This window comes from Pseudomonas sp. GV047 (assembly GCF_003058245.1).
Classification (GTDB): Bacteria; Pseudomonadota; Gammaproteobacteria; order Pseudomonadales; family Pseudomonadaceae; genus Aquipseudomonas; species Aquipseudomonas marginalis.
Window position 1 is genome coordinate 330694 of record NZ_QCWA01000006.1, and the last position, 26204, is coordinate 356897.

A 26204-nucleotide genomic window follows, 5' to 3' on the forward strand; every position below is an offset into this window, starting at 1 on the left:
CAGTGTTCCTCCTTAACTGACTGGCATTAGGTGCAAGCTCCCTCCCATATTTGTTCTGCGTCGTCAGATAGACCGGATCACATGCTTGAGCTCCTGAAACGCCGCCAGCCCCCACGGGCCCAGCTCACGGCCGATACTGCTCTGCTTGTAACCGCCCCATGCGGTCTGCGGGAAGATCACCTGCGGTGAGTTGATCCACACCAGCCCGGCCTGCAAGGCATTCGCCACGCGCTCGGTGGTCTCGACGCTGCGGCTGACCACGCTGGCCACCAGGCCGAAATCGCTGTCGTTGGCCAGGGCAATGGCCTCTTCCTCAGTGGCAAAAGCTCGTACACACAGCACCGGGCCGAAGATTTCTTCGTTCCACAATGCACTGTCCAGTGGCACGTCGGTAAACACCGTCGGGCGAATGAAGTAGCCCTTCGCCAGGTTCGCCGGGCGTTCGCCGCCACACACCAATCGTGCGCCAGCCTCGACGCCCCGTTGGATATGCCCCAGCACCCGCTGATACTGCACGCGGTTGATCAGCGCGCCCATTCCCACGTCGTCGGCAAATGGGTCGGCGACGCGAATCCCTTCAGCCCGTGCCTGCAAGCGTTGCAGGAATTCATCCGCCAGGCTGTCGGCCACCAGCACGCGGCTGGTGGCGGAACACATTTGCCCGGCGTTGAAAAAGCCACCGCCACACGCCAGTTCCACCGCCAGGTCGAGGTCGGCATCCGCCAGTACCAGCAGCGAAGATTTACCACCCAATTCCAGGCTTACGCCCTTGATGGTTTCCGCTGCGCGTTGCATCACCTGCACGCCCACGGCGTTGCTGCCGGTGAAGGAAATCTTCGCCACGCGACGGTCTGCGGCCAACGGTGCGCCAACGGCCACCCCGGTGCCGCAGACCAGGTTGAACACCCCCGCCGGGCAGCCCGCGTCAGCGATGATTTGCGCCAACTGCAACTCCGCCAATGGCGTTACTTCCGAGGGCTTGAGTACCACGCAGCAACCGGCGGCAAGGGCCGGGGCGAGTTTCCAGGCGGTGGTGACCATCGGGAAATTCCACGGCACGATCAGCCCCACCACGCCGCACGGCTCACGGCGCAGGCGCGCGCTGAAGTCATCGCTGGGCAGCGCCACCGGGCGGTCCTGGCCGGCGTCCATGTCGTCGGCGATACCGGCGTAGTACTCGAACGTGGCGATCACATCGTCCACATCGATGCCGGCTTCAAACAGCGGCTTGCCGTTGTTGCTCGATTGCAGGTGCATCAACTGTTCGCGCTGCGCGCTGACGCCTTGGGCGATTTTGCGCAGCAGGCTGGCGCGATCACGGCCGCTACTTTTCGACCAGTCGATAAAGGCCGCGCTGGCTGCATCCACGGCCTGGGTCACGGCCTGCCCATCGCCGACGCTGACGCGGGCCAGGGTCGCCTCGGTGGCCGGGTTGATCACCTCCAGCACGTCATGGCCGGCACGCCATGCGCCGTCGATATACACACCGTTCACTACTGCGCTCATACCGCTGTCTCCTTCATCCATAGGTCCTGGTCGATCTCAATCAGCGTCGGCCCTGGGCGATCGGCGGCGGCGCGCAAGGCGTTGCGCAGCTGTGCAACGCTGTGAGCGCTGTCGGCAGCACTGCCGAGGGCCTTGGCCACGCCGATAAAATCCGGGGTGTAGATGTCTACGCCGACCGGTTCGATGGCGCGGTTGAGCATGTATTTCTTGATCTCTTCATACCCCTGGTTATTCCACAGCAGCACGATGATCGGCGTGCGCGCTTCCACTGCGCTGGCCAGTTCCGGCAGGGTGAATTGCAGCCCGCCGTCACCAATCAAACACACCACCGGTTGCCCATCGCCACGGCCCAACCAGGCGCCGATGGCGGCCGGCAGGGCGTAGCCCAGGGTGCCGTAGCCGGTGGAGGAGTTGAACCAGCGGCGCGGGTGGTCGAGGTTCAGGGTCAGGTTGCCGCTGTACACCGGTTGGGTCGAGTCGCCCACCAGCACGGCGCCCGGCAGTGCTTCCAGCACCGTATTGAGGAACAGGGTTTGCGCGCGGGTGGCGGCGTCCCAGGTGGGGACCAGTTCGGCCCACAACCGGGCGACGCGCTGAGCGCCCCAGTCGGTGTGGCGGGGGCCCAGCGGCGTGCGGTTCAAGTCGGTCAGCAAGGCATCGGCGGCGATCTGCGCATCGGCCACCAGTGCGAGGTGCGGCGGGTAATTGCGCACGGTCTGGTCGGGGTCGATATCGATGCGCAGCAGCGCGCCGGGTATCTCGAAGCCACCGGCGAAGGTCACGTCGTAGTCGGTCTCGGCCAGCTCGGTGCCGATGGCCAGCACCACATCGGCCTCGGCCACCAGCGCGCGGGTAGCGACCAGGGACTGGGTGGAGCCGATCAGCAGCGGATGCTCGGAAGGCAGCATGCCCTTCGCATTGATGGTCAGGGCCACCGGCGCGCCGAGGGTTTCGGCCAGGCGAGTCAATTCGGCGGCCGCCTCAATCGCGCCGCCACCGGCCAGGATCAGCGGGCGTTTGGCGGCGGCGAGCAACTGGCTCATCTGCTTGACTGCCGCCGGTGCCGCACCGGCACGGGCGATGCTGACCGGTTGACTGCCCAGCAGTGCATCGGCGTTTTCCACCAGCACATCCAACGGAATCTCGATATGCACCGGGCGCGGCCTGCCGGCCTGGAACAACGCAAACGCCCGCGCCAGCACCGCGGGCAGCTCCGCTGCCGACATCAATGTATGGGAGAACGCCGCCACCCCGGCCATCATCGCGCCTTGGTTCGGCAGCTCATGCAGCTTGCCGCGCCCACCACCCAATTGGCTGCGCGATTGCACGCTGGAAATCACCAGCATCGGGATCGAGTCGGCATAGGCCTGGCCCATGGCGGTGGTGATATTGGTCATGCCCGGGCCGGTGATGATGAAACATACGCCCGGCTTGCCACGGGTGCGCGCGTAGCCGTCGGCCATAAAGCCGGCGCCCTGTTCGTGGCGCGGGGTGACGTGGCGGATGCTCGAGCGGGCCAGGCCGCGATACAGCTCCACGGTGTGCACGCCGGGGATACCAAACACCTGGTCCACGCCGTAGCGTTCCAGGAGGTTGACCAATACTTCGCCGCAGGTCGCCATAGGTGTCGCTCTTGTTATGGAATCGTGGCGGTATTGGACCGGTTGGCCCGTAGCGGCAACAATCGATAAAAAGTCATACTAGCCATGTCCTCACGTCATGGCTGCGCCCATATGAAACGCCTTCCGCCCCTGCCCGCGCTGCATACCTTCTGGGTCACGGCCCAGTGCTGCAACTTCACCCGCGCCGCCGAGCAACTGCACATCACCCAAGGCGCGGTGAGCCGGCAGATCGCCGGCCTGGAGAGCCATTTGGGCTACGCCTTGTTCCAGCGCCAGGCACGGGGGTTGAGCCTGACCGAAGAAGGTCGCGAGTGGTCGCAACGGGTGCAGCAGGTGTTTGGCCTGCTCGGTGACGCGCTGGAACAGATCGGCAATCGCCGCCAGACCCTGCAAATCAAGGCCTCCACCTGTGTCATGCGCTGGTTGTTGCCGCGCCTGATGCAATGGCAGCGGGAGCGCCCGGACGTGCCGGTGGAACTCACCACCACCGTGGCCTACAGCGTGGATTTTCGTCGCGAGCAATTCGACGCGGCGGTGATCTATGCGCCCATCGCCGAGCAATCGGCCGAGGCGCGGCACTTGTTCGATGAGCAACTCACCCCGGTCTGCGCCCCCGCGCTGCTCGCCGGTTTGCACACCCTGGCGGACTTGCAGCAACAGGTGCTGTTGCACCCCACCCGGGACGAGCGCGATTGGGCGCGGTGGCTCAAGGCGGCGGATACGCGGTTGAGCAACGTGAGCCAGGGGCATCATTTCGAAACGTTGGACTTGGCGATGAACGTGGCCTCCCAGGGCTCCGGGGTGGCGATGGGCGACAGTGCGTTGATGGGCGAGGATCTCAAGGCGGGGCGCTTGGCGATGCCGTTTGAACTGCGCGTGCCGACGGGGAAGGGGTACTACCTGGTGTATCCGCCGGGGACGGTGCCGTCGGCAGGGCTTGAAGCGTTGATGGACTGGTTGGTGAGCCAGGCACGACAGTCGTAGGCGCTGGAGGTCCAAATGTGGGAGGGGGCAAGCCCCCTCTCACAGGTGTCAGTAGCCGACGGTGAAGCGCTGGCGCGAGTGCTTCGGTGCTTCCACTTCATCGAGCATGGCGATGGCGTAGTCGGCAAAGCTGATCGAGCTGCTACCGTCACTGCTCACCAGCAAATCATCCTGGCCCAGGCGGAATTTACCGGTGCGTTCGGTGCCATCGAACAAGGCCGACGGCGACAGGAACGTCCAATCCAGGTCCTTTTCCTGACGCAGCACGTCAAGAAACTCGGCGCCTGCACTGGCTTCGGCCTTGTAGTCGGCAGGGAAGCCCGCGCTGTCGATCACCCGCTCGCCACCGGGCAGCAGCAACGAACCGGCGCCACCCACCACCAGCAGGCGTTTCACCCCGGCTTTTTTCACCGGGCCGATCACAGCGCTGGCGGGCAGCGTGGCGAAATGTGCCGCGCTGATCACCACATCGCTGCCGCTGATGGCTTGTTCCAGGGCATTGGCATCCAGTGCATCAACCTGCTTGACGGTGACGCCGGGGCGTACGGCCAGCTTGTCGGTGTTACGCGCGATAGCCACCACGCTATGCCCACGACGCAGGGCTTCTTCCAGCAATTGGCTGCCGGCACGGCCAGTGGCCCCAATGATTGCGATCTTGCTCATGATGTTCTCCAGTACGGTCAGGGTTTAAAGCCATTCACCACTTCATTTCGCCCTTGGCGACTTTGGCGCTGAGTTCCAGCGAGCTTTCGTCGGCGAGGGTGGGGTAGCGCTTTTTCATGGCCGCGATCAGGGCGGCGGCGTCCTTGGCCTTGGCGGTTTCTACGTCGAAGGCCTTGATGTAGTCGGCAGTAAAGGCCACGGATTGCGGCGATGGCGTGCCCAGGTAGTGGCCCGGAATCACCGTGCGAGGTTTCAGCTGTTCGATGCGTTGCAGGGTCGCAAGCCAGTCTTTATGGGATTGCGCGCTTTGGGTGTCGGCCATCCACAGGTGAATGTTTTGCGCGACCACCACACCCCCGACCACGGCCTTGATCGACGGGATCCACACGAAGCTGCGGTCCGGCTGCGGGCCATCCAGGCCGATCACCTCCAGTTGCTGCCCTTCAAGGGTCAGGCTGTGGCCTTGCAGCACCTGGGGCACGATGGTTTTGCCCGGTTTGTCGGCACCCATTTTCGGGCCCCAGAACTCAAGTTTGCCGGCCACGGTGGCGTTGATATGGTCGACCACCGGTTGCGGTGCCAGGACCTTGGCGTCGGGGAACGCGGCCGTCAGGGTGTCGAGGCCGAAGTAGTAATCCGGGTCGCCGTGGCTGATGTAGATGGTGGTCAGGTGTTTGCCGCTGGCGCGGATCTTCTGCACCAGTTGCTCGGCCTGGCCTTTGCCGAATTGTGCGTCCACGAGGATCGCGTCTTTGGCGCCGCTGACCAGCACCGAGCTGACCGGGAAGATCGCCGCCTCGCCTGGGTTGTAGACATCCAGGGTCAGGTCGGCCGCCGCTGCATGGCCGGCAAACGCCAAGGCAGCGGTGAAGGTCAAGCGCTTGAGGGTTGAGAACATCGGGCAGCTCCAGCAGTGGATTCAAAGGATGCACAGAGCTTAGTTGCACTAAACCGAACTAAAAATGCGATGCTGGGACATAGTTTGTTTCTGAAATCGGGCAAATCATGGATCGTCTTCAAGCAATGCGCGTGTTTGTCACGGTGGTGGACCTGGGCAGCCAGTCCGCCGCCGCCGATCATCTGGACCTGTCGCGCCCGGTGGTGTCGCGTTACCTGGCCGAGTTGGAAGACTGGGTCGGCGCGCGCCTGTTGCACCGCACCACCCGCAAACTCAGCCTTACGGCGGCCGGTGGCGAAACCCTGCCACGCTGTCGGCAACTCCTGGAGTTGTGCGGCGATATGCAGGCCGCCGTCAGTGAGCCTGATAATGCGCCCCGTGGCCTGTTGCGCCTGAGTGTCAGCACCTCGTTCGGCCAGGCGCAATTGGCCGAGGCCATTGCCGAGTACGTCAAGCGCTACCCCTTGGTGACCATTGACCTGCAAATGCTCGACCGCACGGTGAACCTGGTGGATGAGCGCATCGACCTGGCCATCCGCACCAGCAACGACCTGGACCCCAACCTGATCGCCCGGCGCCTGACGGTCTGTCGCTCCGTGGTGTGCGCAACCCCGGCCTACCTGTTGGAGCACCCGGCGCCGCAGAAAGTCGAGGACCTGGCCCGGCACAACTGTCTGACCCATTCGTACTTCGGCAAAAGCCTGTGGCATTTCGAGGAGCACGGCGAGCACGTGTCGGTGCCGGTGCACGGCAATATCACCGCTAACGAAGCCAGTACGTTGTTACGCGTGACGCTGGCCGGCGCGGGTGTGGCGATGCTGCCCAGCTACCAGGCCGGCGATCACATTCGCCGTGGTGAACTGGTACGTCTGCTACCCGAGGCCGAACCCCGGCAGATGAACATCTACGCGGTCTATGCGTCGCGCAAACACATGCCATCGGCGTTGCGCAGCCTGCTGGATTTCCTGGTGGTGAGGTTCCCCGAGCAGCCGGTGTGGGATAGGGGGCTCTAAGGCGACATAACCCTGTTGAATGTCGCCCAATAATGGCAACTCGCCCTGGTTGACCTATGCTTTAAACAGCACCCTGTAGATCCGCTCAGAGGTCTGTGCCATGAGCATTAAAACCCGCAAATACCTGATGATTTTCTTCCTCTGCGCCCTGGCGACCGGGCTGTATGGCACCGCCGCCTACCGCGTGGAGCAGACCCGGATGCAGCCGACCTTTGCGATCAGCTGCCATCAGGACCAATGCGTTCCCCACACCGGCAGTTTCAGTGCACTCAGGTAGGCGGCTGTTCGGCCTTGAGTTGCTCGCGAAACGCCTTGGGTGAGAACCCGACCCGTCGGCGGAACAGCCGAGAGAAGTTGGTCGGGTCGGAAAAACCCAGTACTTCCGACATTTCATTGATGGTCATGCTGGTGTAGGTCAGCAGGCGCTTGGCTTCGAGTAATTGACGGTCATGCATGATCTGCAAGGCAGGCTGCCCGCCCAGTTCCCGACACGTCCCATTCAGGTGTGAGACCGAGATACCCAGTTTGTGGGCCAGATCCTCAATCTTCGGGTGTTCCCGATAGTGCTGTTCAACCAATTGCGTAAAGCGCCGGAAATACTCGCGGCCCCTTGGCGCGCGCGGGTGGCGACGCTGGATGGCCTGGCGGCTGATCCACACCAGCAGCACACTGACCAGCGCATGCATCAGCATGTCCCGGGCCGGTTGGTCGTCGGCGTATTCGTCCTGCAGGCGGGCGAACTGGCTGTTGAGGTAATCACTGTCCTTGCCCGCCGGGTAGCTGCCCAGGGTCTGCAAACCGCCTGCCGTTGCGCCCAGTTGGGCTTGCAAGTGGCTGACCAGCGGTGCCGCCAGGGTGACTACATAGCCTTCCACATCTTCGGCAAAGCGAAACCCATGCACGCACAACGGCGGCAATACCTGCAGCGTGGCTTCTTTGAGGGTGGTGCGCAGGCCTTCGATTTCCAACTCGGCCTGGCCTTTGTGCACGTACAGCAATTGGCACAGATCCGCGTGCCGGTGGGGCTGGATTTCCCACTGGTATTCCCGACTGCGCCGGGAAATGGTTTCGCAGTGCAACAAATCGGGGGTCGGCCATTGCTGGCTTTCTCCGTAAAGCTTGAAGACCGGAATCGCGGTGTTGGTCATGGTTTCAATCCGATACTCAGGACAGTGGTGCGGTAATCGCCCAAATTGGCAAAAAGCGCAGGTTTTGTCGCAGTTTTCACCTTCTTATACTGCGCACTCAAGTGAAAACTGTCAGCCACAAGATCAATGACAACTCTTTCACTCGATCCGTTCGGGTGGAACTTGCGGGCGATAAAAATAATGAAAACCCTGAAAACCCAAGTCGCCATTATCGGCGCCGGTCCCTCCGGACTCTTGCTCGGCCAGCTGTTGCACAACGCCGGTATCCAGACCCTGATCCTGGAGCGCCAGAGTGCCGACTACGTACAAGGCCGCATCCGCGCCGGGGTGCTGGAACAAGGCATGGTCAACCTGCTGCGCGAGGCGGGCGTGAGCCAGCGCATGGATGCCGAAGGCCTGGTGCATGATGGCTTCGAGCTGGCGCTGGACGGCCAACTGACCCACATCGACCTCAAGGCGCTGACCGGCGGCCAATCGGTGATGATCTACGGCCAGACCGAAGTCACCCGCGACCTGATGGCCGCCCGCGCCGCCGCTGGCGCCACCACCCTGTATGAAGCGCGCGACGTGCAGCCCCATGATCTTAAAAGTGATCGACCCTGGCTGACGTTCGAGCATCAGGGCCAGGCGTTTCGCCTGGAGTGCGACTACATCGCCGGTTGTGATGGGTTCCACGGTGTGGCGCGCCAGTCGATCCCGGCTGAATCGCTGAAGGTGTTCGAGCGGGTCTACCCCTTCGGTTGGCTGGGTATCCTTGCCGACACCCCGCCGGTGCACGCGGAACTGGTGTACGCCAAGCACCCACGGGGCTTTGCGCTGTGCAGCATGCGTTCGCCGACGCGCAGCCGCTATTACCTGCAAGTGCCGGCCGAGGAGCCCGTGGATGAATGGTCGGACGAACGCTTCTGGGCGGAACTGAAAACCCGCCTGCCCAGCGCCTTGGCTGAACAGCTGGTCACCGGCCCCTCCATCGAAAAAAGCATCGCGCCCCTGCGCAGTTTTGTGGTGGAACCGATGCAGTACGGGCGCCTGTTCCTGCTCGGCGATGCGGCCCATATCGTGCCGCCCACCGGGGCCAAGGGCTTGAACCTGGCGGCCAGCGACGTGAGCACCTTGTTCCGGATTTTGCTCAAGGTGTATGGCGAGGGGCGCGTGGACTTGCTCGAACGCTATTCCGCCATCTGCCTGCGCCGGGTGTGGAAGGCCGAACGGTTTTCCTGGTGGATGACCTCGATGTTGCATCAATTCCCTGAGTCCGACGGATTCAGCCAGCGCATTGCCCAGAGCGAGCTGGAGTACTTCATCCACTCCGAAGCCGGGCGCCAGACCATTGCGGAAAATTACGTCGGACTTCCTTACGAGCCTATCGAATAGCCTGCTATCGTATCGAGCATTCCCGCGGGCCGCCTTTTCCCGCGGGCCTTGCTCGAAGGTTCTGCCGTGACTCAGCTCAATCAGCCCGCGCCACCGCTCCCCGCGGTGCGCAGTATTCTCGCCTCGTTGATGATGGCGATCTTCCTCGGTGCCCTGGACCAGACCATTGTCGCGGTGTCCATGCCCGCCATCTCCGCGCAATTCCACGACGTCAACCTGCTGGCCTGGGTCATCTCCGGTTATATGGTGGCGATGACGGTGGCGGTGCCGATCTACGGCAAGCTCGGCGACCTTTACGGGCGGCGGCCGATGATGCTGATCGGCATGGGCCTGTTCACCGTCGCTTCGTTGTTCTGCGGCATGGCCCAGAGCATGGAGCAACTGGTGCTGGCGCGGGTGCTGCAGGGCATCGGCGCCGGCGGGATGATCTCGGTGAGCCAGGCGATCATCGGCGACATCATCCCGCCCCGTGAGCGCGGGCGCTATCAGGGCTATTTCAGCAGTATGTACGCGGTGGCCAGCGTGGCCGGGCCGGTGTTGGGCGGCTACATGACCGAGTATTTATCCTGGCGTTGGGTGTTCCTGATCAACCTGCCGTTGGGCGCCGGTGCCTGGTACGTGGCCCATCGCACCCTGGTGGGGCTGCCGGCACCGCAACACAAGCCGATCATCGATTACCTCGGCACCGTGCTGATGATCATCGGTCTCACCGCCTTGCTGTTGGGCATCACCGAAATCGGCCAGGGCCATCATTGGCGTGACAGCCAGGTGCTGGGGCTGCTGGCCTGTGCCCTGGTGGCATTGACCCTGTTCGTCTGGCACGAGCGCCGCGCCCGCGAGCCCTTGCTGCCGATGCACCTGTTTGCCAACCGCAGCGCGGTGCTGTGCTGGTGCACGATTTTCTTCACCAGCTTCCAGGCGATTTCCCTGACGGTGCTGATGCCCTTGCGCTTTCAGACAGTGACCGGCGGCGGTGCCGACAGCGCCGCCTTGCATTTGCTGCCCCTGGCGATGGGCCTGCCCATCGGCGCCTATTGCGCCGGGCGCATGACCTCGGTGACCGGGCGTTACAAACCGATGATCCTAAGCGGCGCGCTGTTGAGCCCGCTGGCGATCCTGGGCATGGCCTACAGTGCGCCCCAGGATATGCTGCTGACCGGCGTGTGCATGTTGCTGTGCGGGATCGCCGCCGGCATGCAGTTCCCCACCTCCCTCGTGGGGGCGCAGAACTCGGTGCAGCAACGGGACATCGGCGTTGCTACCAGCACCACCAACCTGTTCCGCTCCCTGGGCGGCGCGGTGGGGGTGGCGTGCATGTCGGCGTTGCTGCTGGCGTTGTTGCAGGACTCCAGCTTCGCCCACCTGGCCAGCGGTGCGCTGGTGGTCGAAGGCGGTTCCGGCAACGTGCTGCTCGACGGCCTGAACGCCGCGCCAGGCCCGGCGCAGGATGCCCTGCGCGGGGAGCTGGGGGTGACGTTCAGGCATTTGCTGCTGGTGAGTGCGGGGGTGTCGCTGCTGGGGTTGGCGGCGGCGATCGCGATGCCCAATCGCGTGCTGCGCGGGCGGGAAGACAAAACCCGCTGACTGACACAATAGAGATTTGATGTGAGAGGGGCTTACCCCCTCCCACATTTGAATGCATTCCAGTTCAGATCAGGGGCTGTAGTAACCCACCGCAACCATGAAATGCCCGGCCTTGCGCACATACGCATGCTTGTTCTCGACCTTATCCGTCACCGGGTTTTTCCAACGGTACTTGTATTCCCCCTGGTCCTGCTCGGCCATCAGCTTGAGGATCGGCTCGCCCACCGGCTTGCCGTCGGGGTCCTTGATCTTGCTGAAGTCGGTGTTGATCAGGCGCAGGTTGGTGCCATGGGCCACGTAGCGCTGGGTGTTCAAGTCCACGACAAACACATAGAGGTCATCCTGCAGGAAACCGCCCTGCAATGAGTTGATGGCCTTGAGTGTGCCGGCTTCATCCTTCAGCAATGCGTTCACCGCCTTGTTGCGCAGGGCCCGGGCCTGTTCCGGGGTGGCGCGGGGCAGGTAATAACCCACGGCCAGGATGCGCTCGCCGACGCGCTGGTAAAACACATGCTTGTGCTCGACCTTGCCGTCGTTCCAGTTCTGCCAGCGGTAGTCGGCCTGTTGGATACCCTGGCCTTCCGGCACCTTGAGCGCGTCCTTGAATGACTGGCGCAACTCTGGCCCGAGTACCTCGGACACATCCCGGCCGATCAAGGCGGAGGAGGGCCCGCCGCTGGCCAGCAGCACGCCCTGGGTGTCGACCACGAATACGTAGCGGTCATGGTCGACAAACTCGCCTTGGCGGCTGAACACGGCGAGCGCCTTGTCGCCGTTGCTCTGGTAGTAGGCCAGGGCTTTTTCCAGCAGGGCCTTGGCAGCCTGGGCGTCCTCGTCCTGAGTGGTCGCGGCGTGTACCTGGCTGAAACAAAACAGCAGCAGCCAGGTGATGCGGAGCAGTCCCTTCATGTCCCGTCCCTCGTTCTTATTGATGTGAGCACAGCGTAGACGGCTCTGGCTCAGGGCGCCGCCAACCATTGGCTGACGATGCCGTCGTAGACGCCGGTGGCCACGCTCAGGTGCAACCACTGGTCGACATAGCTCTTCCACGCCACATCATCACGGGGCAGCAGGAAGGCTTTTTCGCTGTACTGCATCTGCCGCTCCGGGTTGACCGCGCACAACCCGGGCTTTTGCTTCTGCTGGTAACGCGCTTCGCTGGCGTCGGTGATCATCACGTCGGCCTTGCCGGCCAGCAGTTCGTCGAAGATGGTCACGTTGTCGTGCAGGCGGATTTGCGCCTGGCCCAGGTGGGCGCGAGCGAAAACTTCGTTGGTGCCGCCCGCCGGTTCGATCACGCGCACCTGGGGCTGGTTGATCTGCTCCACGGTCTGGTAGCGCTTGACGTCGGCGCAACGCACCAGCGGGATCTTGCCGTCGACCCCGAGGGACTGGCTGAAGAAGGCTTTTTTCTGGCGTTCCAGGGACACCGAAATCCCGCCCACGGCGATGTCGCAGCGCTGGGCGAGGAAGTCCGGCATCAGGGTTTTCCAGGTGGTGGGCACCCACTGGATCCTGGCATTGAGGCTCTTGGCCAGGGACTCGGCCATGGCAATGTCGATGCCTTCATAGCCGCCATCGGCGCGCAACGAGGTGTAGGGCTTGTAGTCGCCGGTGGTGCAGACGCTGAGAGTGCCGCGCTCAAGCACCTGGTCAAGGCGCGAGGGGGCGGTGTCGGCCAGGGCGGAGGTGGCCAGGCTTGCCAGTACGCACAAGGTTATCGTTGTTTTCATGCGATCGGGTCCTTGGGGCATGCTCGGGGGCGGTCATTATTTCCAGCAGCAAGGCCAGGTAGCAAGAGGCGTTGAATGTTTAGCCAAGTCGCAACCAAACTCCATCAACCCTGAATTTAAACACCTATGCGGGCGTGTGACGCTGGGCGCATCTCTATGATTGTGATCCACCCATGGGCGGCTCTTCCGACACTCACCCTGCGACACTGCCCTCCGAGCTCGCCTTCTGGGCCCTGTTCCACTGCCGCCACGCGCGCCCGCCAGACTCCCTTCTCCTACGCTGATTTACCCCACGGATGACGCACCCTTGTGCGCGCCTGCCTGAAACAAACGTAAGAGAACCCCCCATGAGTATTTTTGCCAGCCTGCACGAAGCCCACGCCTTTCTTGAACAGCATCCGGATATCGAGCTGTTCGAGCTGTTTATCCTCGACAACAACGGCGTGCCGCGCGGCAAGTTGCTGCACCGCGACGAATTGCTGGCGGTGTATGAAAGCGGCCGTCCGCTGCCCAGCACCATCCTCGGCCTGACCATCAATGGCGACGATGTGGAGAATTCCGGGCTGGTGTGGGAGGTGGGCGATATCGACTGCCGCGCCTACCCGATCAGCGGCAGTTTGCAGCGCATGCCATGGCGGCTGATCCCGACCGCTGCGGTGCAGGTCAGCATGCACCCCACCGAAGGCCTGCCCGCCACCGTGGCCGACCCTCGGCATTTGCTGGCCAAGGTGATCGAAGGCCTGAACGCCGACGGTTATTACCCGGTGATGGCGGCGGAACTGGAGTTCTACCTGCTCGACCAGAAGCCCGACGGCAATGGCCGCCCGCAACCGGCGCGGGACGTGGACGGCGGGCGTCCACGCGCAACCCAGGTCTACGGCCTGCGTGAGCTGGAGCAGATCGAACCGTTCCTCGCCGACCTTTACAGCGCCTGCAAACTGCAAGGCATTCCGGCGCGCACGGCGATCTCCGAATACGCCCCGGGCCAGGTGGAAATCACCCTGGAACACCGCGCCGACGCCCTGCAAGCCATGGACGAAGCGGTGCGCTACAAGCGCCTGGTCAAGGGCGTGGCGCACAAACACGGCATGGCGGCGTGCTTCATGGCCAAGCCGTTCGATGACCTGGCGGGCACCGGCATGCATATGCACATCAGCCTGGCCGATGCCGAGGGCAACAACCTGTTCGCCAGTGAAGCCGCCGACGGCACGCCACTGCTGCGCCACGCAGTGGGGGGCATGCTCAGCACCCTGCTCGATTCACTGCTGATGTTCTGCCCCAACGCCAACTCCTATCGCCGTTTCCAAACCAACAGCTATGCGCCGCTGGCCGCCACCTGGGGCGTGGACAACCGCACCGTCAGCCTGCGGGTGCCGGGTGGTCCGGCCCATTCCCGGCATATCGAACACCGCATTTGCGGCGCCGATGCCAACCCTTACCTGGCGGCGGCCGCGATCCTGGCGGGCATCCACCGTGGCATTCGCGAACAACGGGACCCCGGCGCCCCGGTGGAAGGCAACGGCTACGCCCAGGCCAAGGCGTTGCTGCCCACCGATTGGCTCACCACCCTGCGCGCGTTGGAAGGTTCCGATTGGGCGCGAAAGGCGTTCGGCAGCGAGTTCCTGGGCGTGTACCTGGCCGTGAAGCATGCTGAATACCGCCAGTTCATGGGCGAGGTGGGTGAGCAGGACTGGCGTTGGTATCTGCATCAGGCGTGATGGTTTTTACGGCGGTGAGGGCTTCGACCTTTTTTTCACGTTGCAAGGGTTAAGCTGCGAATCAAGGTCGTTCACTACCGTTTCAGTCACATGAGCCTGCGATGTCGCCACAACCTCCTTCTTCCATCGAGATCGAATACGCCGAACGCTGTGGCCTTGAGCACGCCAGGGTCTGCGGTGACACGCGCCCGCCCGGTCTGCGCCAGCGCCTGGCGTCATGGCGCGACGAGTGGTTGGTGCGCCAGGCGCTCAAGGTCGCTGGCGAGCCGGGGCTGATCCTGGACCTGGCCTGCGGCTCGGGGCGCTTCTGGCCGGTGTTGGCCGAGCACGTCAACCGGGTGATCCTGGCCTCGGACAACTCCCAGGACATGCTCGACCATGCCCGTAGCCACCATCCGCCGTCATTGCTCAAGCGCGTCAAGACCTTCCAGGGCTCGGCGTTTTCCATCGGTTTGTCGGCGAACGCGGTGGATTGCATTTTCTGCCTGGAGTTGTTTCGTCATGTGCCCAGCAGCGAAGGGCGCATGGCGTTGCTGCGCGAGTTTCACCGGGTCAGCCGCGACACGGTGATTGTGTCGGTACCCTCGCGTACCGCCGTGGAAGAGGAATTTCGCCAGGCCGGGTTCAAGGTCTTGAGTCAGCAGGAATTCATGCCGGGCTCCAGCCTGTGGCGGGTCTACGTTCTTCGTAAGAAAGGATAACTCCTACTTGTCGGACTATTCTTCATCTCCTGTCTGAGTTTTCATGGTTGCCTGTGCACTGCGGATGCTCGCTAGCCCCGTTCGCGATATATACTGCGCGCCATTCTTCAAGGGAGAGCCGTGTGGCCATCGATATTCACTGGATCTGCGACAACGATAGCCTCGGCCAGCATTGCGCCGAATGGCAGCAGTTGCCATTCGTCGCCCTCGACACCGAATTCATGCGGGTCGACACCTTTTATCCCATTGCCGGGCTGATCCAGATCGGTGATGGCGTACGCGCTTACCTGATCGATCCCCTGACCATCGACAACTGGCAACCCCTGGCCGCGTTGCTGGAGAACCCGGTGGTGATCAAGGTGGTGCACGCCTGCAGCGAAGACCTTGAGGTGTTGCTGCGCCTGACCGGCAGCCTGCCGGTGCCTTTGTTCGATACCCAATTGGCCGCCGCCTACCTGAACCTCGGCTTCTCCATGGGCTACTCGCGCCTGGTGCAAGCCGTGCTCGATATCGAGTTGCCCAAGGGCGAGACCCGCTCGGACTGGCTGCAGCGGCCATTGTCCGAGACTCAGGTGAGCTACGCCGCCGAAGACGCCGTGCACCTGGCCGAGGTCTACACTCGCCTGCGCCCGCGCTTGTCGGATGATAAATACGCCTGGGTCCTGGAAGACGGCGCCGAACTGGTTGCCAACCTGCGCCGCGAAGTCGACCCGTACGAGGTCTACCGTGACGCCAAGCTGGCGTGGAAACTGTCCCGTGCCCAGCTCGCCGTATTGCGTGAACTCTGCGCCTGGCGCGAGCAGCAGGCCCGCGCCCGCGACCTGCCGCGCAACCGCATCATTCGCGAACACTCGCTGTGGCCCCTGGCCAAGTCCCAGCCGGACAACCTCGCCGCCCTGGGCAAGATCGAAGACATGCACCCGCGTACCGTGCGCCAGGATGGCCAGTTCCTGCTGGACCTGATCAAGCGTGCTGGCAGCGTGCCCATGGACCAATGGCCGCCGGCCGTGGCTGAACCGCTGCCGGTGGACGCTGCCACGCTGATCAAGCAACTGCGCGCCCTCGGCCAGACATTCGCCGAGCGCCTGGAGATGGCGCCGGAACTAATGCTGCGCAAGAAAACCCTCGAAGCCCTGGTTAAAAGTGGCTACCCCGATGGGCCTTACCAATTGCCAGACTCGCTGCGTGGCTGGCGCCGCGAGTTGATGGGCCAGGCGCTGCTCGACAGCCTGGCCACTGCCGGAGAACAGCCTTGAAACGTATTTGCTCCATCTATCGCAGCCTGAAAAAAGACGGCATGTACCTCTACGTGCTCAAAAGCGACGCCCTGGAGCGCGTGCCGGAGCCCTTGATGGCGGCGTTCGGCAAACCGCACCACGCCTTCGACATGGTGCTGACGCCGGAGCGCAAACTGTCGCGCGAGGACATCGTGGTGGTGCTGGAAAACCTCGACAAGCAGGGCTATCACTTGCAAATGCCGCCGGCCGAGGACGAGTACATCGAGCACCTGCCCGAAGAGCTGCTGCGTCGCAACGACCCGATGTGATCGGGCAGTGCCTCGCCCGGGGCACAGGTTTCAATGGAATCGTATTAGTGGGCGGTGGCCGTAGGGAAGCGGGCGGCCGTCTGCACTGTTTTTGAAAGGTTTGAACCATGCGTGTTCTGATTGCTGAACAGGATCACCCGCTCTACGCCCAATTGCTCAATGACGCGGCGCCGGACCTGGAGGTGCTCACCAGCGGCGACTCGGCCGAACTGTCGCGCCTGGCCGCCGATTGCCCGGTATGGCTGGGCCAGCCGGACCTGTTGGCGACGCTGTTGCGCCAGGGCCACCAGCCGCAGTGGCTGCAATCGACCTGGGCCGGCATTACGCCGCTGCTGGCCGAAGGCTTGCCCCGCGATTATCGCCTGACCCGCGCCGTCGGTATTTATGGCCAGGTCATGGCCGAATTTGTCCTCACCTACATGCTGGGCCACGAGCGCGAAGTACTGGCGCGACTGGTCAGCCAGGTCGAGCGCAAGTGGGACAGCCGCACCGGCCAGAGCCTGGCGGGGCGCAAGGCGTTGATCGTGGGTACCGGTGACATCGGCCAGCGTGTCGCCGAGTTTCTCGTGCCGTTCGGCGTCAAGTTGTACGGCATCGCCAGCACTGCGCGGGAACAAGCGCCGTTTATCGAAGTGGCCGGCCTCGACCAACTGGGCCGGTTGGTGGGGGAGGTGGACTACGTGATCAACCTGCTGCCCAACACACCGAATACCCACGACCTGTACGACGCAGCGCTGTTCAAGCAGTTCAAGCCGACCGGTTTGTTCATCAACGTCGGGCGCGGTGTGGCGGTGGTGGATGCCGATCTGGTCGAAGCCCTGAAGGAAGGGCACCTGGCCGGCGCGGTAATCGACGTGTGCCGCCAGGAACCGTTGCCGCAGCGCCACCCGTTCTGGACCGCCTGGGGCCTGCTGTTGACCGGGCACAGCTCCGCGCCGACCTCGCCGCCGATGATGGTGGAGTTGTTCCTGGAAAACCTGCGCGCGTACCAGGCCAAGCAAGCCTTGCGTGGGGAAGTGGATTTCGAGCGCGGTTACTGAGGCGGCGCTGGGAGAAAATGTGGGAGGGTGCAAGCCCCCTCCCACATTTTGAGATTGCGTCAGTTTCAGAGGCTGAAATCACCTTCTGACACCAGCTCGCTCAGCGGCTTGCGCGGGCTTGGCGCTTCACGGCCTTGCAGGTACTCCGGCAAGGTCGATTTGTCGCCCAGCTTGCCCACCGCAACGGCGGCATGCAGCGCATAACCCTGTGGAATCTTCAGCTCCTTGCGGGTCAGCTCCTGATCGAAGCCGGCCATGCCGTGGGTGTGCCAGCCGCTGAGGCTGGCTTGCAGCGCCAGGTGGCCCCAGGCCGAGCCGGTGTCGAAGGTGTGCCACAGTGCCGGGGTTTCTTCCGTGGCGCCGGGGGCGATGAAGTCGGTTTTCGAGGCAATGATCACCAGGGCCGACGCATGCTGTGCCCAACCACGGTTGAATTCATTCAGCAGGCCCAGGAAGCGCTCCCAGTCCGGCGTATCACGGCGTGCGTAGAGAAAACGCCAAGGCTGCGAGTTGTAGGCCGACGGTGCCCAGCGTGCGGCTTCGAAGAAGCTCAGCAGGGTTTCCTGCGGGATGCTCTCGCCGGTAAAGGCACGGGGCGACCAGCGTTCGGTGAACTGGGTATGGATCGGGTAATCGGCAACGCGTGTCATGGGCAGCTCCTGATCGTCAATTCGGCGCTCAAAGCTACTGCGCCCCCGCTAGACTGACAAGTCTTGTCATACCGACAGTCGTAAGCGCTTGGCCCCAGGGGCCTTGGGCACTAGACTGGCGGCCTTTTCACCTACCGATACCGATGTAGAGCCATGGCCGCCAAAGTCGAACCTTTCTGGATACGCAAAACCCTTGAACACCTCGACCAGGAGGAGTGGGAGTCGTTGTGCGACGGCTGTGGCCTGTGCTGCCTGCAAAAGCTTGAGGATGAAGACGACAACAGCGTCTATTACACGCGCATCGCCTGCAAGCTGCTGGACCTGAAAACCTGCCAGTGCACCGACTACCCCAACCGCCGCGCCTCGGTACCCGACTGCATCCAGCTCACCCCGGGCCAGGCCGACCAGTTCAAATGGCTGCCGCCCACCTGCGGCTACCGCCTGGTCAGCGAGCGCAAGGACCTGCCGTTGTGGCACCACCTGGTCTGCGGCGACCGCGATGCCGTGCACCACGAACGCATTTCCCAGTCCGGGCGCATGCTCAGCGAAGGCAGCGTGCCCGAGGACGACTGGGAGGATTACCTGATCTTCCGCGCGGGCTGAGCAAGGAGTGTGTATGAGGGCGGGAACCAAGCTGGCGGCAAGCCTGGTGTTGCTGGCGTTGAGCATGCCTGCGTGGTGCGCGAAGAAAGTCGACCTGGATTATCACGTCAAGCTGCTGCCCCAGAGCGAGCAGGCCGAGGTGCGGGTGAGCCTGTCCCAGGGTTCGGCGGTGCGCAGCCTGAACTTCGACCTGGGCCGCACCGGCGACTACAGCGACTTCAAGGCCGATGGCCAGTGGAGCGTCAATGACCACCGTGGCCTGTGGCAACCCAGCGCCAACAAGGCCAGCCTGACCTATCGGGTGCGCCTGAGCCACGCGCGCAAACCGGGTATTTACGAAGCGCGGATGACCCCGAGCTGGGCGCTGTTTCGCGGCGAAGACCTGGTGCCGCCCGCACGCCTCGACCAGCAGGATGGTGTCGAACTGGTCTCGCGCCTGGTGTTCGAACTGCCGGCCGGCTGGAAAAGCATCGAAACCGCCTGGCCGCGCATCGGCAAGAACAAGTTCCGCATCGACAACGTCTCACGCCTGTTTGACCGGCCCACCGGCTGGATGCTCGCCGGCACCCTGGGCAGCCGCCGCGTGCGCCTGGGCGAGACCGAAGTGACCATCGCCTCGCCCAAGGGGCAAGCCATGCGGCGGATGGATGTGCTGACACTGCTGACCTTTGTCTGGCCGCAGGTGGAAGCGGCGTTCCCACGTCATCCGGCCAAGCTGCTGGTGGTGGGCGCCAGCGATCCGATGCGCCGTGGTGCGGTCTCGGCGCGCGACTCGATCTACCTCAACAGCCGCACGCCGCTGGTCAGCGAGAACGGCAGCAGCCCGTTGATCCGTGAAGTGGTGCAGGCGATTGGCCGCTTCAACGATCACGACACCAGTGACTGGATCAGCGAGGGGCTGGCGGAGTACTACGCCATTGAGCTGGTGCGCCGTGCCGGTGGGGTGACCGATGAGCGCTATCAGGCGATACAGGCGCGCTTGGCCAAGGAAGGCAAGGACGTGACCAGCCTGCGCGGCGACCACGTCAGCGGTGCGACGGTGTCACGGGCGGTGGTGGTGTTGCAGGAGCTGGATCGCGAGATCCGCGTAAAGACTCACAACAAGCGCTCCCTGGATGACCTCGCGCAAGCGGTGATGCGCGCCAACAGCATCACCACTGCGGAGTTCGTGCAGTTGGCGGAGAGCATCATCGGCGAGTCGTCGGTGGTGCTCGACAGCAAGTTGTTACGCTGAGTCTTCGCCATACAAAAAAGTGGGAGAGGGCAAGCCCCTCCCACACTTGAATCTAACCAGTGGTTTTAACCGCCTTCTCAGCCGCCACTTCCGCCTTGGTCTTCAGGTTTTTCAGCTCTGCACCGGCACGTTCGATCTTCGTGCGCACGCTGTTCATTTCCTGGCGGCCCTGTTCCAGCTTGTCTTTAAGCGCGCTGTGCCCGGTAAAGCCGCGCGCCAGGGCCACGCCGCCGATCGCCACCTGAATCAGGCCGAAAATCCCGCCACGGCGCAGGCCTTTGCCCACCATCATCACGCCACCGGCCACTGAGCCGATACGTTCCCAGCCGTGCACGTTCTGGGTGGGCTGATTCTGGAAGGGGGTGTGTTCGATGATAGGTCGCAAGGTTGTGCTGTCGCTCATGATCTGTCTCCAACAAGGTCAAGTGTATGCAGCTGACTGCGCGCAGGCGCCGGATGTTCCCAAAAGATCAGTACTTGGGGCCCGAGCGGGTGTTGTTGCCCTTGGCCATGCGGTCGTAGAGCACCACGTTGACGGTAGCGGCCAGGTTCATGCAGCCGGTGGTGGGGATGTACACGACGTCTTCGCACCAGTCGCGGATGTCTTTATCCAGCGACCCGTCTTCAGGGCCGAAGATATACAGCGCGCGGTCGGGGTGAGTGTATTCGGGCAGCGGGCGGGCACCGTCCACCAGCTCCACGGCGACCGGGATGCAGCCCAGGGGCAGGATCTTCTTCAGGTCATCGATGCCGATCAGCGGAATGTCGTGGTGGACCTTCTTGGTGTCGGTGACGAAGTCCCGGGCGCGCTCGTAGCGCACGCCGGTGTAGAACACCGAGGCCACGCCGTAGCAGCCGGCGGCACGCATGACCGAGCCAACGTTTTCGGGGGATTTGGGGTTATACAGACCGATGCAGCTGTAGCGTTTATTGCCCACGGGGAAGGGTGCCTTGGAGAAAAGCGGCGATTATACGGCCTGAAGGTGGTGTATTGCTTGGGCTAACGCTATCGGGAGCAAGCCCCCTCCCACATTTGAAAGTGTTCACAACTCAAAATGTGGGAGGGGGCTTGCTCCCGATGAGGCCAGGACAGGCGACGACACTCTTCAGTCGTCTTTCTTCATCAACCCCGCCAACGCCGCAAACGGGTTATGCGTGGCCTTGGCGATCGTCGGGCTGCTGGTGGAGCCTTCGCCGAAGTACTGCTGGTCGGTGTAGCGCGAGTGTTCGTTGTCGTGGCAGTACAGGCACAGCAACTCCCAGTTCGAGCCATCCTGGGGATTGTCATCATGATTGTGGTTACGGTGGTGTACGGTGAGTTCGCTCAAGCGCTTGCCGGCGAACTCACGGGCGCAGCGGCCGCACACGTGGGGGTACATCTTCAGGGCTTTGTCGCGGTAGCCCATTTCCCGGTCGCGCTGGGCATCGGCAAGGATGCGGTCCAGCTTGGCGGTGTGGGAGGGCGGGTTGGTCGAGCTCATCATGGCTCCTGGCTGTTTGGTGGTCACGGATAGCGTTGATTCTAGCCGCTTGCGTCGCAAATGACCGCTGGGATCGATTTACTTTACTCATAAGGATCTGAAAAACATGCGTCTGCTTTCATGGACTGTTGCACTGCTGCTGTGTGTCGTTACCCTTCAGGCCCAGGCGTTCTCGACGCCCCAGCCCGGGCAGGTGATCGAGGTTGCCCTTGAACAGTTGCATCCGACCCAGGCGGTGGTGGGCTTCGACCAGATCTACTACAGCCTGGGCCTGTTCGCCGATAAACCCGCCAAGGTCTTCGATGAATACTGCGAAACCAACGGCCAGGGTGAGGCCGGCAAGGTGCCCGACAAGGCTGACCTGCACCAGCCCGACAGCTTCACCTGCAAGGACCCGGTGGGCACCCATCCCGAGGACATGAAAACCGTGGTGGTCGGCCCTGCCGGCCAGCTGTACCTGACGGACGGTCACCACAGTTTCACCACCTTGTGGGAAGTGCCCGGTGGCGGCCCGCGCTTGAAGATGTGGGTCAAGGTCACCGACGACTTCAGCAACAGCCCGAACATGGCGAGCTTCTGGCAGCGCATGGAAGCGGCCCGCAAGGTCTGGCTCAAGGACAACCAGGGCCAGGCCCTGCCGCCGGAACAACTGCCGGCGCACCTGGGCTTCAAGAACCTGCAGGACGACACCTTCCGCAGCCTGGTGTATTTCACCCGCAAGGCCGCCTATGGCAAGCCGGATGGCGGCGAGATCGCACCGGAGTTCCTGGAGTTCTATTGGGGTAACTGGCTGCGCACGCAGATTGATCTGGGCCAGTACAACCTGAACAAGAAAGGCGGCTACAAGGACGCTATCGAAGCGGTCGCCAAGCGCATGGTCAGCCTGGCGCCGGGCTCACAGGTGGGTGACAGCGGTTTCACCGCCCATCAACTGGGCGGCATGACCCGGCTGGACCGCGATGAGCTGGAGAAGACCTTCGACAAAAAAGTGCCGTACGTGATCGACTACCGCAAATCCCACGACTGACAGGGATCAACATGTGGGGCTTGGGAAGCGTGCTCAGCCCTTGAGCTTCTCCGCAATCCAGATGGTGTGCCGGGTGCCCTTGTTGCCATGGGCAAACACCTGCACTTCCTCGGCCTTGAAACCGGCCTTGCGCAGTTTGTCGCTGAACAGTTTGTCGGCGCTGGCGGACCACACCGCCAGCACGCCCTTGGGCCGCAGGGCCTTGGCGCAGGCAGCCAGGCCACCGGCGGAATAGAGCCAGCTGTTGGCCTTCTGCGTCAGGCCTTCGGGGCCGTTGTCGACGTCGAGCATGATCGCATCAAAGCCCTGGGGCTCGGCCTGCAGCACCTTGGCCACGTCTTCCATGCGGATCACCGTGCGTGGGTCCAGCAGCGGGCGACCGGACTTTTCCCCCAGGGGCCCCCGGTTCCACTCCACGACACCGGGCACCAGTTCCGCCACCACCACTTCGGCGCTCTTGCCTAAGTGCTTGAGCGCCGAGGCCAGGGTGAAGCCCATGCCCAACCCGCCGATCAATACCCGTGAGCCCGGGCGCCCCGCGACCTTGCGGCAAGGAATTTCCGCCAGCGCGTCTTCGGAGCCGTGCATGCGCGTGTTCATCAACTGGCCGCCGTCACCGCCCTGGATCTTGATGACAAAGTCTTCACCGTATTCGAACAGGCACAAGGCACCGCCGTTGTCGGGGATCGGGGTGGTGTCCAGCAGAACGAAACGTTTCATGGAAATCTCATTGGGAAGGGCATTCTTGCGCGGTTGGGAGTAGCCTTACGACATTCCGGTCAGGCCATGGAGCCATCGATGAAGTGCAGCATTCTAACGGTCATTGTGTTGAGCGCGCTCGCATTGGGTGCGGCGCAGGCTCAGGAGTTGCAAACCGTACCGGTGGCGCCGGCACCTAGCCCCGGCGCACCGGGCACGCCAACGCCGACGCTGTATCCGCAGATCACCCCGCCGGCCGTGCCGAAGACGAACGGCTCACCGCCGTTGGTGCCCATCGTGTTGCCGACGCCGCCGAAGGACCAGACGGTGCCCGGCCTGCAGCAGAACGACAGCAAGCCGAAGACCCCCGGCGGTTAAAACTGTTGGGAGAGTAATTGCCCATCGGCCATGCGCAGACGCTTGGACAACGCGATGGCGATTGCGCGGATGATCTTCGCCGCCACACGCGGCGTTTCATTGAGCATCTTTTCCAGGGCGTCCTTGCCCAGGTTCAACAACACGCAGTCGCTGGCGGCCACGCAACTGGCGGAGCGCCGCTCGCCGTCAAGCACGGCCATCTCCCCAAAGGCCCGGCCGCTACGCAGGGTGGCAATGGTCAGGCGCTGGCCGGTGTGGTTGGTTTTCTGCACCGCCACCTGGCCGCTGTGGATGATGCACATGAAGGTGCCGGCATCGCCCTCGAGGAAAATCACCTCGCCCTCGGCAATGCTGCTGATATTGAAGTAGCCGGCGGCGACGTAGAAGTCTTCCGGCAACAACGGGTCGAACAGGCCGCAGTCCATGAGCATGTCGCGGATTTCGGTATTCATTAAAGTCGGGAGTGCCATGGCTGCAATCTTGGTCCATCAATCAGGAGGCGGTCTGAATGTTCAGACAGGACCGCCCCGCTAAGTTCCTTAAACCAGCCCCAGCGCCTTGAACACAAATGCATATTCGAGTGCTACGTCACGTAATCCCTGGTAGCGACCGCTCATCCCGCCATGGCCGGCACCCAGTTCGGTCTTGAGCAACAGCAGGTTGTCGTCCGTCTTGGTCGCGCGCAACTTGGCCACCCACTTGGCCGCTTCCCAGTACTGTACGCGGCTGTCGTTGTAGCCGGCGATCACCAGCGTGGCCGGGTAGGCCTGGGCGCTGACGTTTTCGTATGGTGCGTAGGCCTTGATGCGTTCATACACCGCAGGCTCTTCGGGGTTGCCCCACTCGTCGTACTCGGTGATGGTCAGCGGCAATTCCGGGTCGAGCATGGTATTGAGCACGTCGACAAACGGCACTTCGGCAATCGCCGCCTGGAACAACTCCGGACGCTGGTTGAGCACCGCGCCGATCAACAGGCCGCCGGCACTGCCGCCGCTGATGACCAGTTGCCTGGAGGTGGTCAGGCCCTCGGCGATCAGATGTTCGGCACACGCGATAAAGTCGCTGAAGGTGTTCTGCTTGTGTTCCTGCTTGCCATTGCGATACCAGGCTTCACCCAGTTCGCCACCGCCGCGCACATGCGCAATGGCGAAGGCCACGCCACGGTCCAGCAGGCTCAGGCGCGCATGGGAGAACCACGGGTCGAGGCTTGAGCCATAGGCGCCGTAGCCATACAGGTACAAGGGTGTCGGCTTGCCGAGCTGGTCGCGCTTGACCACCAGGCTGATCGGCACCTGGGTGCCATCGGCGGAGGTGGCCCACAGGCGTTGGCTTACGTAGTCATCGGCATTGAACACGCCGAGTACCGGGGTTTCCTTGAGCACCTGTTGCGCGCCGCTGGCCAGTTCCAGCTGGCGCACCTGGGCCGGGCGGTTCAGGGCTTCATAGCGCAGGCGGATCTTGTCGCTGACGAATTCCAGGCTGTTTTGCACGTAGAGGCTGTAGGCGGCGTCGGGCAACTCCACGCGATACGCCGGCAGGCCCTGGGGGTGCACTTCGATCACCGGCAGGCCGCCGATGCGCAGGCTCAGGGTCATGGCGCCGGTGTTCAGGCTGACGCCGTCGAGCATCACGTCATCGTTGTGGGGGATCAGGTTCTGCCACTCATCCTCGGTCGGCACGTCGCCAATGTCGGTCGCCACAAACAGGGCGTAGTTGATGCCATCACGGTTGCTACGGATAAACCAGGTCCACGCGCCATTCAGTTGGCCGTGGTCGACATCGTATTCATGGTCCTCGACCCGTGGCGCCAGGCAGGTGAAGTCCAGGTGCGGCTGGTCGGCATCCAGCGCCCAGACCTCGCTGGTGGTCTTGCTGCCGAGCGAGAGCAGCAACTGGCGCTCGGAGCTGGAACGGTAGCAATGCAGGAAGAAACGCCCGTCGGGCTCATGGAACACTTCCTGCGCCGCCGTGCCATCCAGGCGGTAGCGATACAGCTTGTGCGGGCGGTGGGTGTCGTCCAGCTCGCCGAAGAACAGGGTCAGGCTGTCATTGGCCCAGGTCATGCTGCCGTCGCAATCCTGGAACTCCAGTTCGCTGACTTTGCCCGTGGCCAATTCCTTCACGAACAGGGTGTAGATCTCTTCGCCACTGGTATCGAGGCTGTAGGCCAGGCGCTGGTGGTCGGGGCTGATGCTGAATGCGCCGAGGGAAAAGAAGCCGCCGTTGGCCAGCACGTTCGGGTCCAGCAACAGCTCTTCGCTGCTGTCGTCCACCTGGTTGCCGTCGTCGGCCGGGCGGCGGCAGCGGTAGTGGCGGGCGTATTCGTCACCGGCGGTGGTGCGCGTGTAATACAGGTACGGGCCCCAGGGGGAGGGCAGGGACAGGTCGGTTTCGAGGATGCGGCCCTTGATCTCCTCGAACAGGGTTTCGCGCAGGACCTGCTGGTCGGCGAGCCGGGCTTCCTGGAAGGCATTTTCGGCCTTCAGGTAATCAAGGACCTCAACGCTGTCGCGCTCTTGCAGCCAGGCGTACGGGTCCTGGCCTTGGGCTTTACGGGCAATCGGGGCGGTCGATGAAGGCATGGAGCACTCTCTGTCTGGCG

General features: G+C 63.2%; 28 protein-coding genes. 14 read left to right on the forward strand and 14 right to left on the reverse strand.

Annotated elements, in window-relative coordinates; genetic code table 11:
- Nucleotides 1–63: 63 nt before the first annotated feature.
- Together C8K58_RS17870 and C8K58_RS17875 are read right to left on the reverse strand one after the other, a co-directional pair.
- Nucleotides 64–1506 carry an aldehyde dehydrogenase family protein gene (locus C8K58_RS17870; RefSeq protein WP_108573996.1) on the reverse strand — a complete coding sequence of 481 codons (1443 nt, stop codon included), beginning with the start codon at nucleotides 1504–1506 and terminating at the stop codon, nucleotides 64–66.
- Nucleotides 1503–3128 carry a 5-guanidino-2-oxopentanoate decarboxylase gene (locus tag C8K58_RS17875; protein WP_108573997.1) on the reverse strand — a complete coding sequence of 542 codons (1626 nt, stop codon included), beginning with the start codon at nucleotides 3126–3128 and terminating at the stop codon, nucleotides 1503–1505. Before C8K58_RS17875 ends, C8K58_RS17870 begins: the two co-directional genes overlap by 4 nt.
- A gap of 111 nt (nucleotides 3129–3239) precedes the next feature.
- Between C8K58_RS17875 and C8K58_RS17880 the strand changes: the two genes are divergently transcribed.
- Nucleotides 3240–4112, forward strand: a complete 873-nt coding sequence (locus C8K58_RS17880) for a LysR substrate-binding domain-containing protein (protein ID WP_108573998.1) — start codon at nucleotides 3240–3242, stop codon at nucleotides 4110–4112.
- 48 nt (nucleotides 4113–4160) lie between these two features.
- Here the strand turns inward: C8K58_RS17880 and C8K58_RS17885 are convergent, their stop codons facing one another.
- Entirely contained in the window at nucleotides 4161–4775 is a 615-nt protein-coding gene (locus C8K58_RS17885; RefSeq protein ID WP_108573999.1) for an NAD(P)-dependent oxidoreductase, read from the reverse strand.
- Nucleotides 4776–4809: 34 nt separating this feature from the next.
- The gene (locus C8K58_RS17890; protein WP_092487952.1) at nucleotides 4810–5673 is read right to left on the reverse strand and encodes an MBL fold metallo-hydrolase; all 864 of its coding nucleotides are present in this window, start codon (nucleotides 5671–5673) and stop codon (nucleotides 4810–4812) included.
- A gap of 107 nt (nucleotides 5674–5780) precedes the next feature.
- Between C8K58_RS17890 and C8K58_RS17895 the strand changes: the two genes are divergently transcribed.
- Nucleotides 5781–6686 (forward strand): LysR family transcriptional regulator, encoded by a 906-nt coding sequence (locus C8K58_RS17895; protein ID WP_027604285.1) that lies wholly within the window; start codon nucleotides 5781–5783, stop codon nucleotides 6684–6686.
- A 100-nt stretch (nucleotides 6687–6786) separates the two neighbouring features.
- Nucleotides 6787–6963: a hypothetical protein gene (locus tag C8K58_RS32520; protein WP_162844255.1), complete on the forward strand. Its 177-nt coding sequence runs from the start codon at nucleotides 6787–6789 to the stop codon at nucleotides 6961–6963.
- Here C8K58_RS32520 and C8K58_RS17900 read toward each other — a convergent pair.
- Entirely contained in the window at nucleotides 6956–7834 is an 879-nt protein-coding gene (locus C8K58_RS17900; protein ID WP_027604284.1) for a helix-turn-helix domain-containing protein, read from the reverse strand. The two genes, C8K58_RS32520 and C8K58_RS17900, sit on opposite strands and share 8 nt — an antisense overlap.
- A 189-nt stretch (nucleotides 7835–8023) precedes the next feature.
- On the opposite strand from C8K58_RS17900, the gene pobA reads away from it, so the two are divergent.
- Nucleotides 8024–9208: a 4-hydroxybenzoate 3-monooxygenase gene (gene pobA / locus C8K58_RS17905; RefSeq protein ID WP_175472305.1), complete on the forward strand. Its 1185-nt coding sequence runs from the start codon at nucleotides 8024–8026 to the stop codon at nucleotides 9206–9208.
- Nucleotides 9209–9274: 66 nt separating this feature from the next.
- Nucleotides 9275–10792, forward strand: a complete 1518-nt coding sequence (locus C8K58_RS17910; RefSeq protein ID WP_108574053.1) for an MDR family MFS transporter — start codon at nucleotides 9275–9277, stop codon at nucleotides 10790–10792.
- Nucleotides 10793–10861: 69 nt separating this feature from the next.
- On the opposite strand, the gene C8K58_RS17915 is transcribed toward C8K58_RS17910, so the two are convergent.
- Together C8K58_RS17915 and C8K58_RS17920 are read right to left on the reverse strand one after the other, a co-directional pair.
- Nucleotides 10862–11701 carry a cache domain-containing protein gene (locus C8K58_RS17915; RefSeq protein WP_027604281.1) on the reverse strand — a complete coding sequence of 280 codons (840 nt, stop codon included), beginning with the start codon at nucleotides 11699–11701 and terminating at the stop codon, nucleotides 10862–10864.
- A 50-nt stretch (nucleotides 11702–11751) separates the two neighbouring features.
- Nucleotides 11752–12525, reverse strand: a complete 774-nt coding sequence (locus C8K58_RS17920) for a transporter substrate-binding domain-containing protein (protein ID WP_065947384.1) — start codon at nucleotides 12523–12525, stop codon at nucleotides 11752–11754.
- Nucleotides 12526–12872: 347 nt separating this feature from the next.
- Here C8K58_RS17920 and C8K58_RS17925 point away from each other — a divergent pair, with 347 nt between their 5' ends.
- From C8K58_RS17925 to C8K58_RS17945, 5 genes are all read left to right on the forward strand, one after another.
- Nucleotides 12873–14243, forward strand: a complete 1371-nt coding sequence (locus C8K58_RS17925; RefSeq protein WP_108574000.1) for a glutamine synthetase family protein — start codon at nucleotides 12873–12875, stop codon at nucleotides 14241–14243.
- Between the two features lie 101 nt (nucleotides 14244–14344).
- Entirely contained in the window at nucleotides 14345–14944 is a 600-nt protein-coding gene (locus C8K58_RS17930) for a class I SAM-dependent methyltransferase (RefSeq protein ID WP_027604278.1), read from the forward strand.
- A 122-nt stretch (nucleotides 14945–15066) separates the two neighbouring features.
- Complete coding sequence (gene rnd, locus C8K58_RS17935; RefSeq protein WP_108574001.1) at nucleotides 15067–16200, forward strand: ribonuclease D; 1134 nt, start codon at nucleotides 15067–15069, stop codon at nucleotides 16198–16200.
- Nucleotides 16197–16490 (forward strand): YcgL domain-containing protein, encoded by a 294-nt coding sequence (locus C8K58_RS17940; RefSeq protein ID WP_065938924.1) that lies wholly within the window; start codon nucleotides 16197–16199, stop codon nucleotides 16488–16490. Before rnd ends, C8K58_RS17940 begins: the two co-directional genes overlap by 4 nt.
- A 107-nt stretch (nucleotides 16491–16597) precedes the next feature.
- The gene (locus C8K58_RS17945) at nucleotides 16598–17530 is read left to right on the forward strand and encodes a D-2-hydroxyacid dehydrogenase (protein ID WP_092356626.1); all 933 of its coding nucleotides are present in this window, start codon (nucleotides 16598–16600) and stop codon (nucleotides 17528–17530) included.
- 65 nt (nucleotides 17531–17595) lie between these two features.
- Here C8K58_RS17945 and C8K58_RS17950 read toward each other — a convergent pair whose 3' ends face one another.
- Entirely contained in the window at nucleotides 17596–18180 is a 585-nt protein-coding gene (locus tag C8K58_RS17950; RefSeq protein ID WP_027604274.1) for a nitroreductase family protein, read from the reverse strand.
- A gap of 153 nt (nucleotides 18181–18333) precedes the next feature.
- Between C8K58_RS17950 and C8K58_RS17955 the strand changes: the two genes are divergently transcribed.
- Together C8K58_RS17955 and C8K58_RS17960 are read left to right on the forward strand one after the other, a co-directional pair.
- Nucleotides 18334–18783 (forward strand): YcgN family cysteine cluster protein, encoded by a 450-nt coding sequence (locus tag C8K58_RS17955; protein ID WP_003172524.1) that lies wholly within the window; start codon nucleotides 18334–18336, stop codon nucleotides 18781–18783.
- A gap of 13 nt (nucleotides 18784–18796) precedes the next feature.
- Nucleotides 18797–20017 carry a hypothetical protein gene (locus C8K58_RS17960; protein ID WP_108574002.1) on the forward strand — a complete coding sequence of 407 codons (1221 nt, stop codon included), beginning with the start codon at nucleotides 18797–18799 and terminating at the stop codon, nucleotides 20015–20017.
- A 52-nt stretch (nucleotides 20018–20069) separates the two neighbouring features.
- Here C8K58_RS17960 and C8K58_RS17965 read toward each other — a convergent pair whose 3' ends face one another.
- The 3 genes from C8K58_RS17965 to C8K58_RS17975 form a co-directional block, all read right to left on the reverse strand.
- Nucleotides 20070–20420: a DUF2892 domain-containing protein gene (locus C8K58_RS17965; RefSeq protein ID WP_027604272.1), complete on the reverse strand. Its 351-nt coding sequence runs from the start codon at nucleotides 20418–20420 to the stop codon at nucleotides 20070–20072.
- Nucleotides 20421–20487: 67 nt separating this feature from the next.
- On the reverse strand, nucleotides 20488–20955 hold the full coding sequence (locus C8K58_RS17970; protein ID WP_027604271.1) for an RNA methyltransferase: 468 nt from the start codon (nucleotides 20953–20955) through the stop codon (nucleotides 20488–20490).
- A 168-nt stretch (nucleotides 20956–21123) separates the two neighbouring features.
- The gene (locus C8K58_RS17975) at nucleotides 21124–21498 is read right to left on the reverse strand and encodes a YajD family HNH nuclease (protein WP_003210675.1); all 375 of its coding nucleotides are present in this window, start codon (nucleotides 21496–21498) and stop codon (nucleotides 21124–21126) included.
- Between the two features lie 106 nt (nucleotides 21499–21604).
- Here C8K58_RS17975 and C8K58_RS17980 point away from each other — a divergent pair, with 106 nt between their 5' ends.
- Nucleotides 21605–22525, forward strand: coding sequence for a ParB/Srx family N-terminal domain-containing protein (locus C8K58_RS17980; protein ID WP_027604270.1), 921 nt, complete (start codon nucleotides 21605–21607; stop codon nucleotides 22523–22525).
- A gap of 33 nt (nucleotides 22526–22558) precedes the next feature.
- Here the strand turns inward: C8K58_RS17980 and C8K58_RS17985 are convergent, their stop codons facing one another.
- Entirely contained in the window at nucleotides 22559–23245 is a 687-nt protein-coding gene (locus C8K58_RS17985; RefSeq protein WP_065929156.1) for a spermidine synthase, read from the reverse strand.
- A gap of 78 nt (nucleotides 23246–23323) precedes the next feature.
- On the opposite strand from C8K58_RS17985, the gene C8K58_RS17990 reads away from it, so the two are divergent.
- Complete coding sequence (locus tag C8K58_RS17990; RefSeq protein WP_027604268.1) at nucleotides 23324–23602, forward strand: hypothetical protein; 279 nt, start codon at nucleotides 23324–23326, stop codon at nucleotides 23600–23602.
- Here the strand turns inward: C8K58_RS17990 and C8K58_RS17995 are convergent.
- Both C8K58_RS17995 and C8K58_RS18000 read right to left on the reverse strand, forming a co-directional pair.
- Nucleotides 23599–24072 (reverse strand): cyclic nucleotide-binding domain-containing protein, encoded by a 474-nt coding sequence (locus C8K58_RS17995; RefSeq protein ID WP_027604267.1) that lies wholly within the window; start codon nucleotides 24070–24072, stop codon nucleotides 23599–23601. The genes C8K58_RS17990 and C8K58_RS17995 overlap by 4 nt on opposite strands.
- A 69-nt stretch (nucleotides 24073–24141) precedes the next feature.
- A complete protein-coding gene (locus C8K58_RS18000) occupies nucleotides 24142–26184 on the reverse strand; it encodes a S9 family peptidase (protein ID WP_108574003.1) in 2043 nt (680 codons plus the stop codon).
- Between the last annotated feature and the right edge of the window lie 20 nt (nucleotides 26185–26204).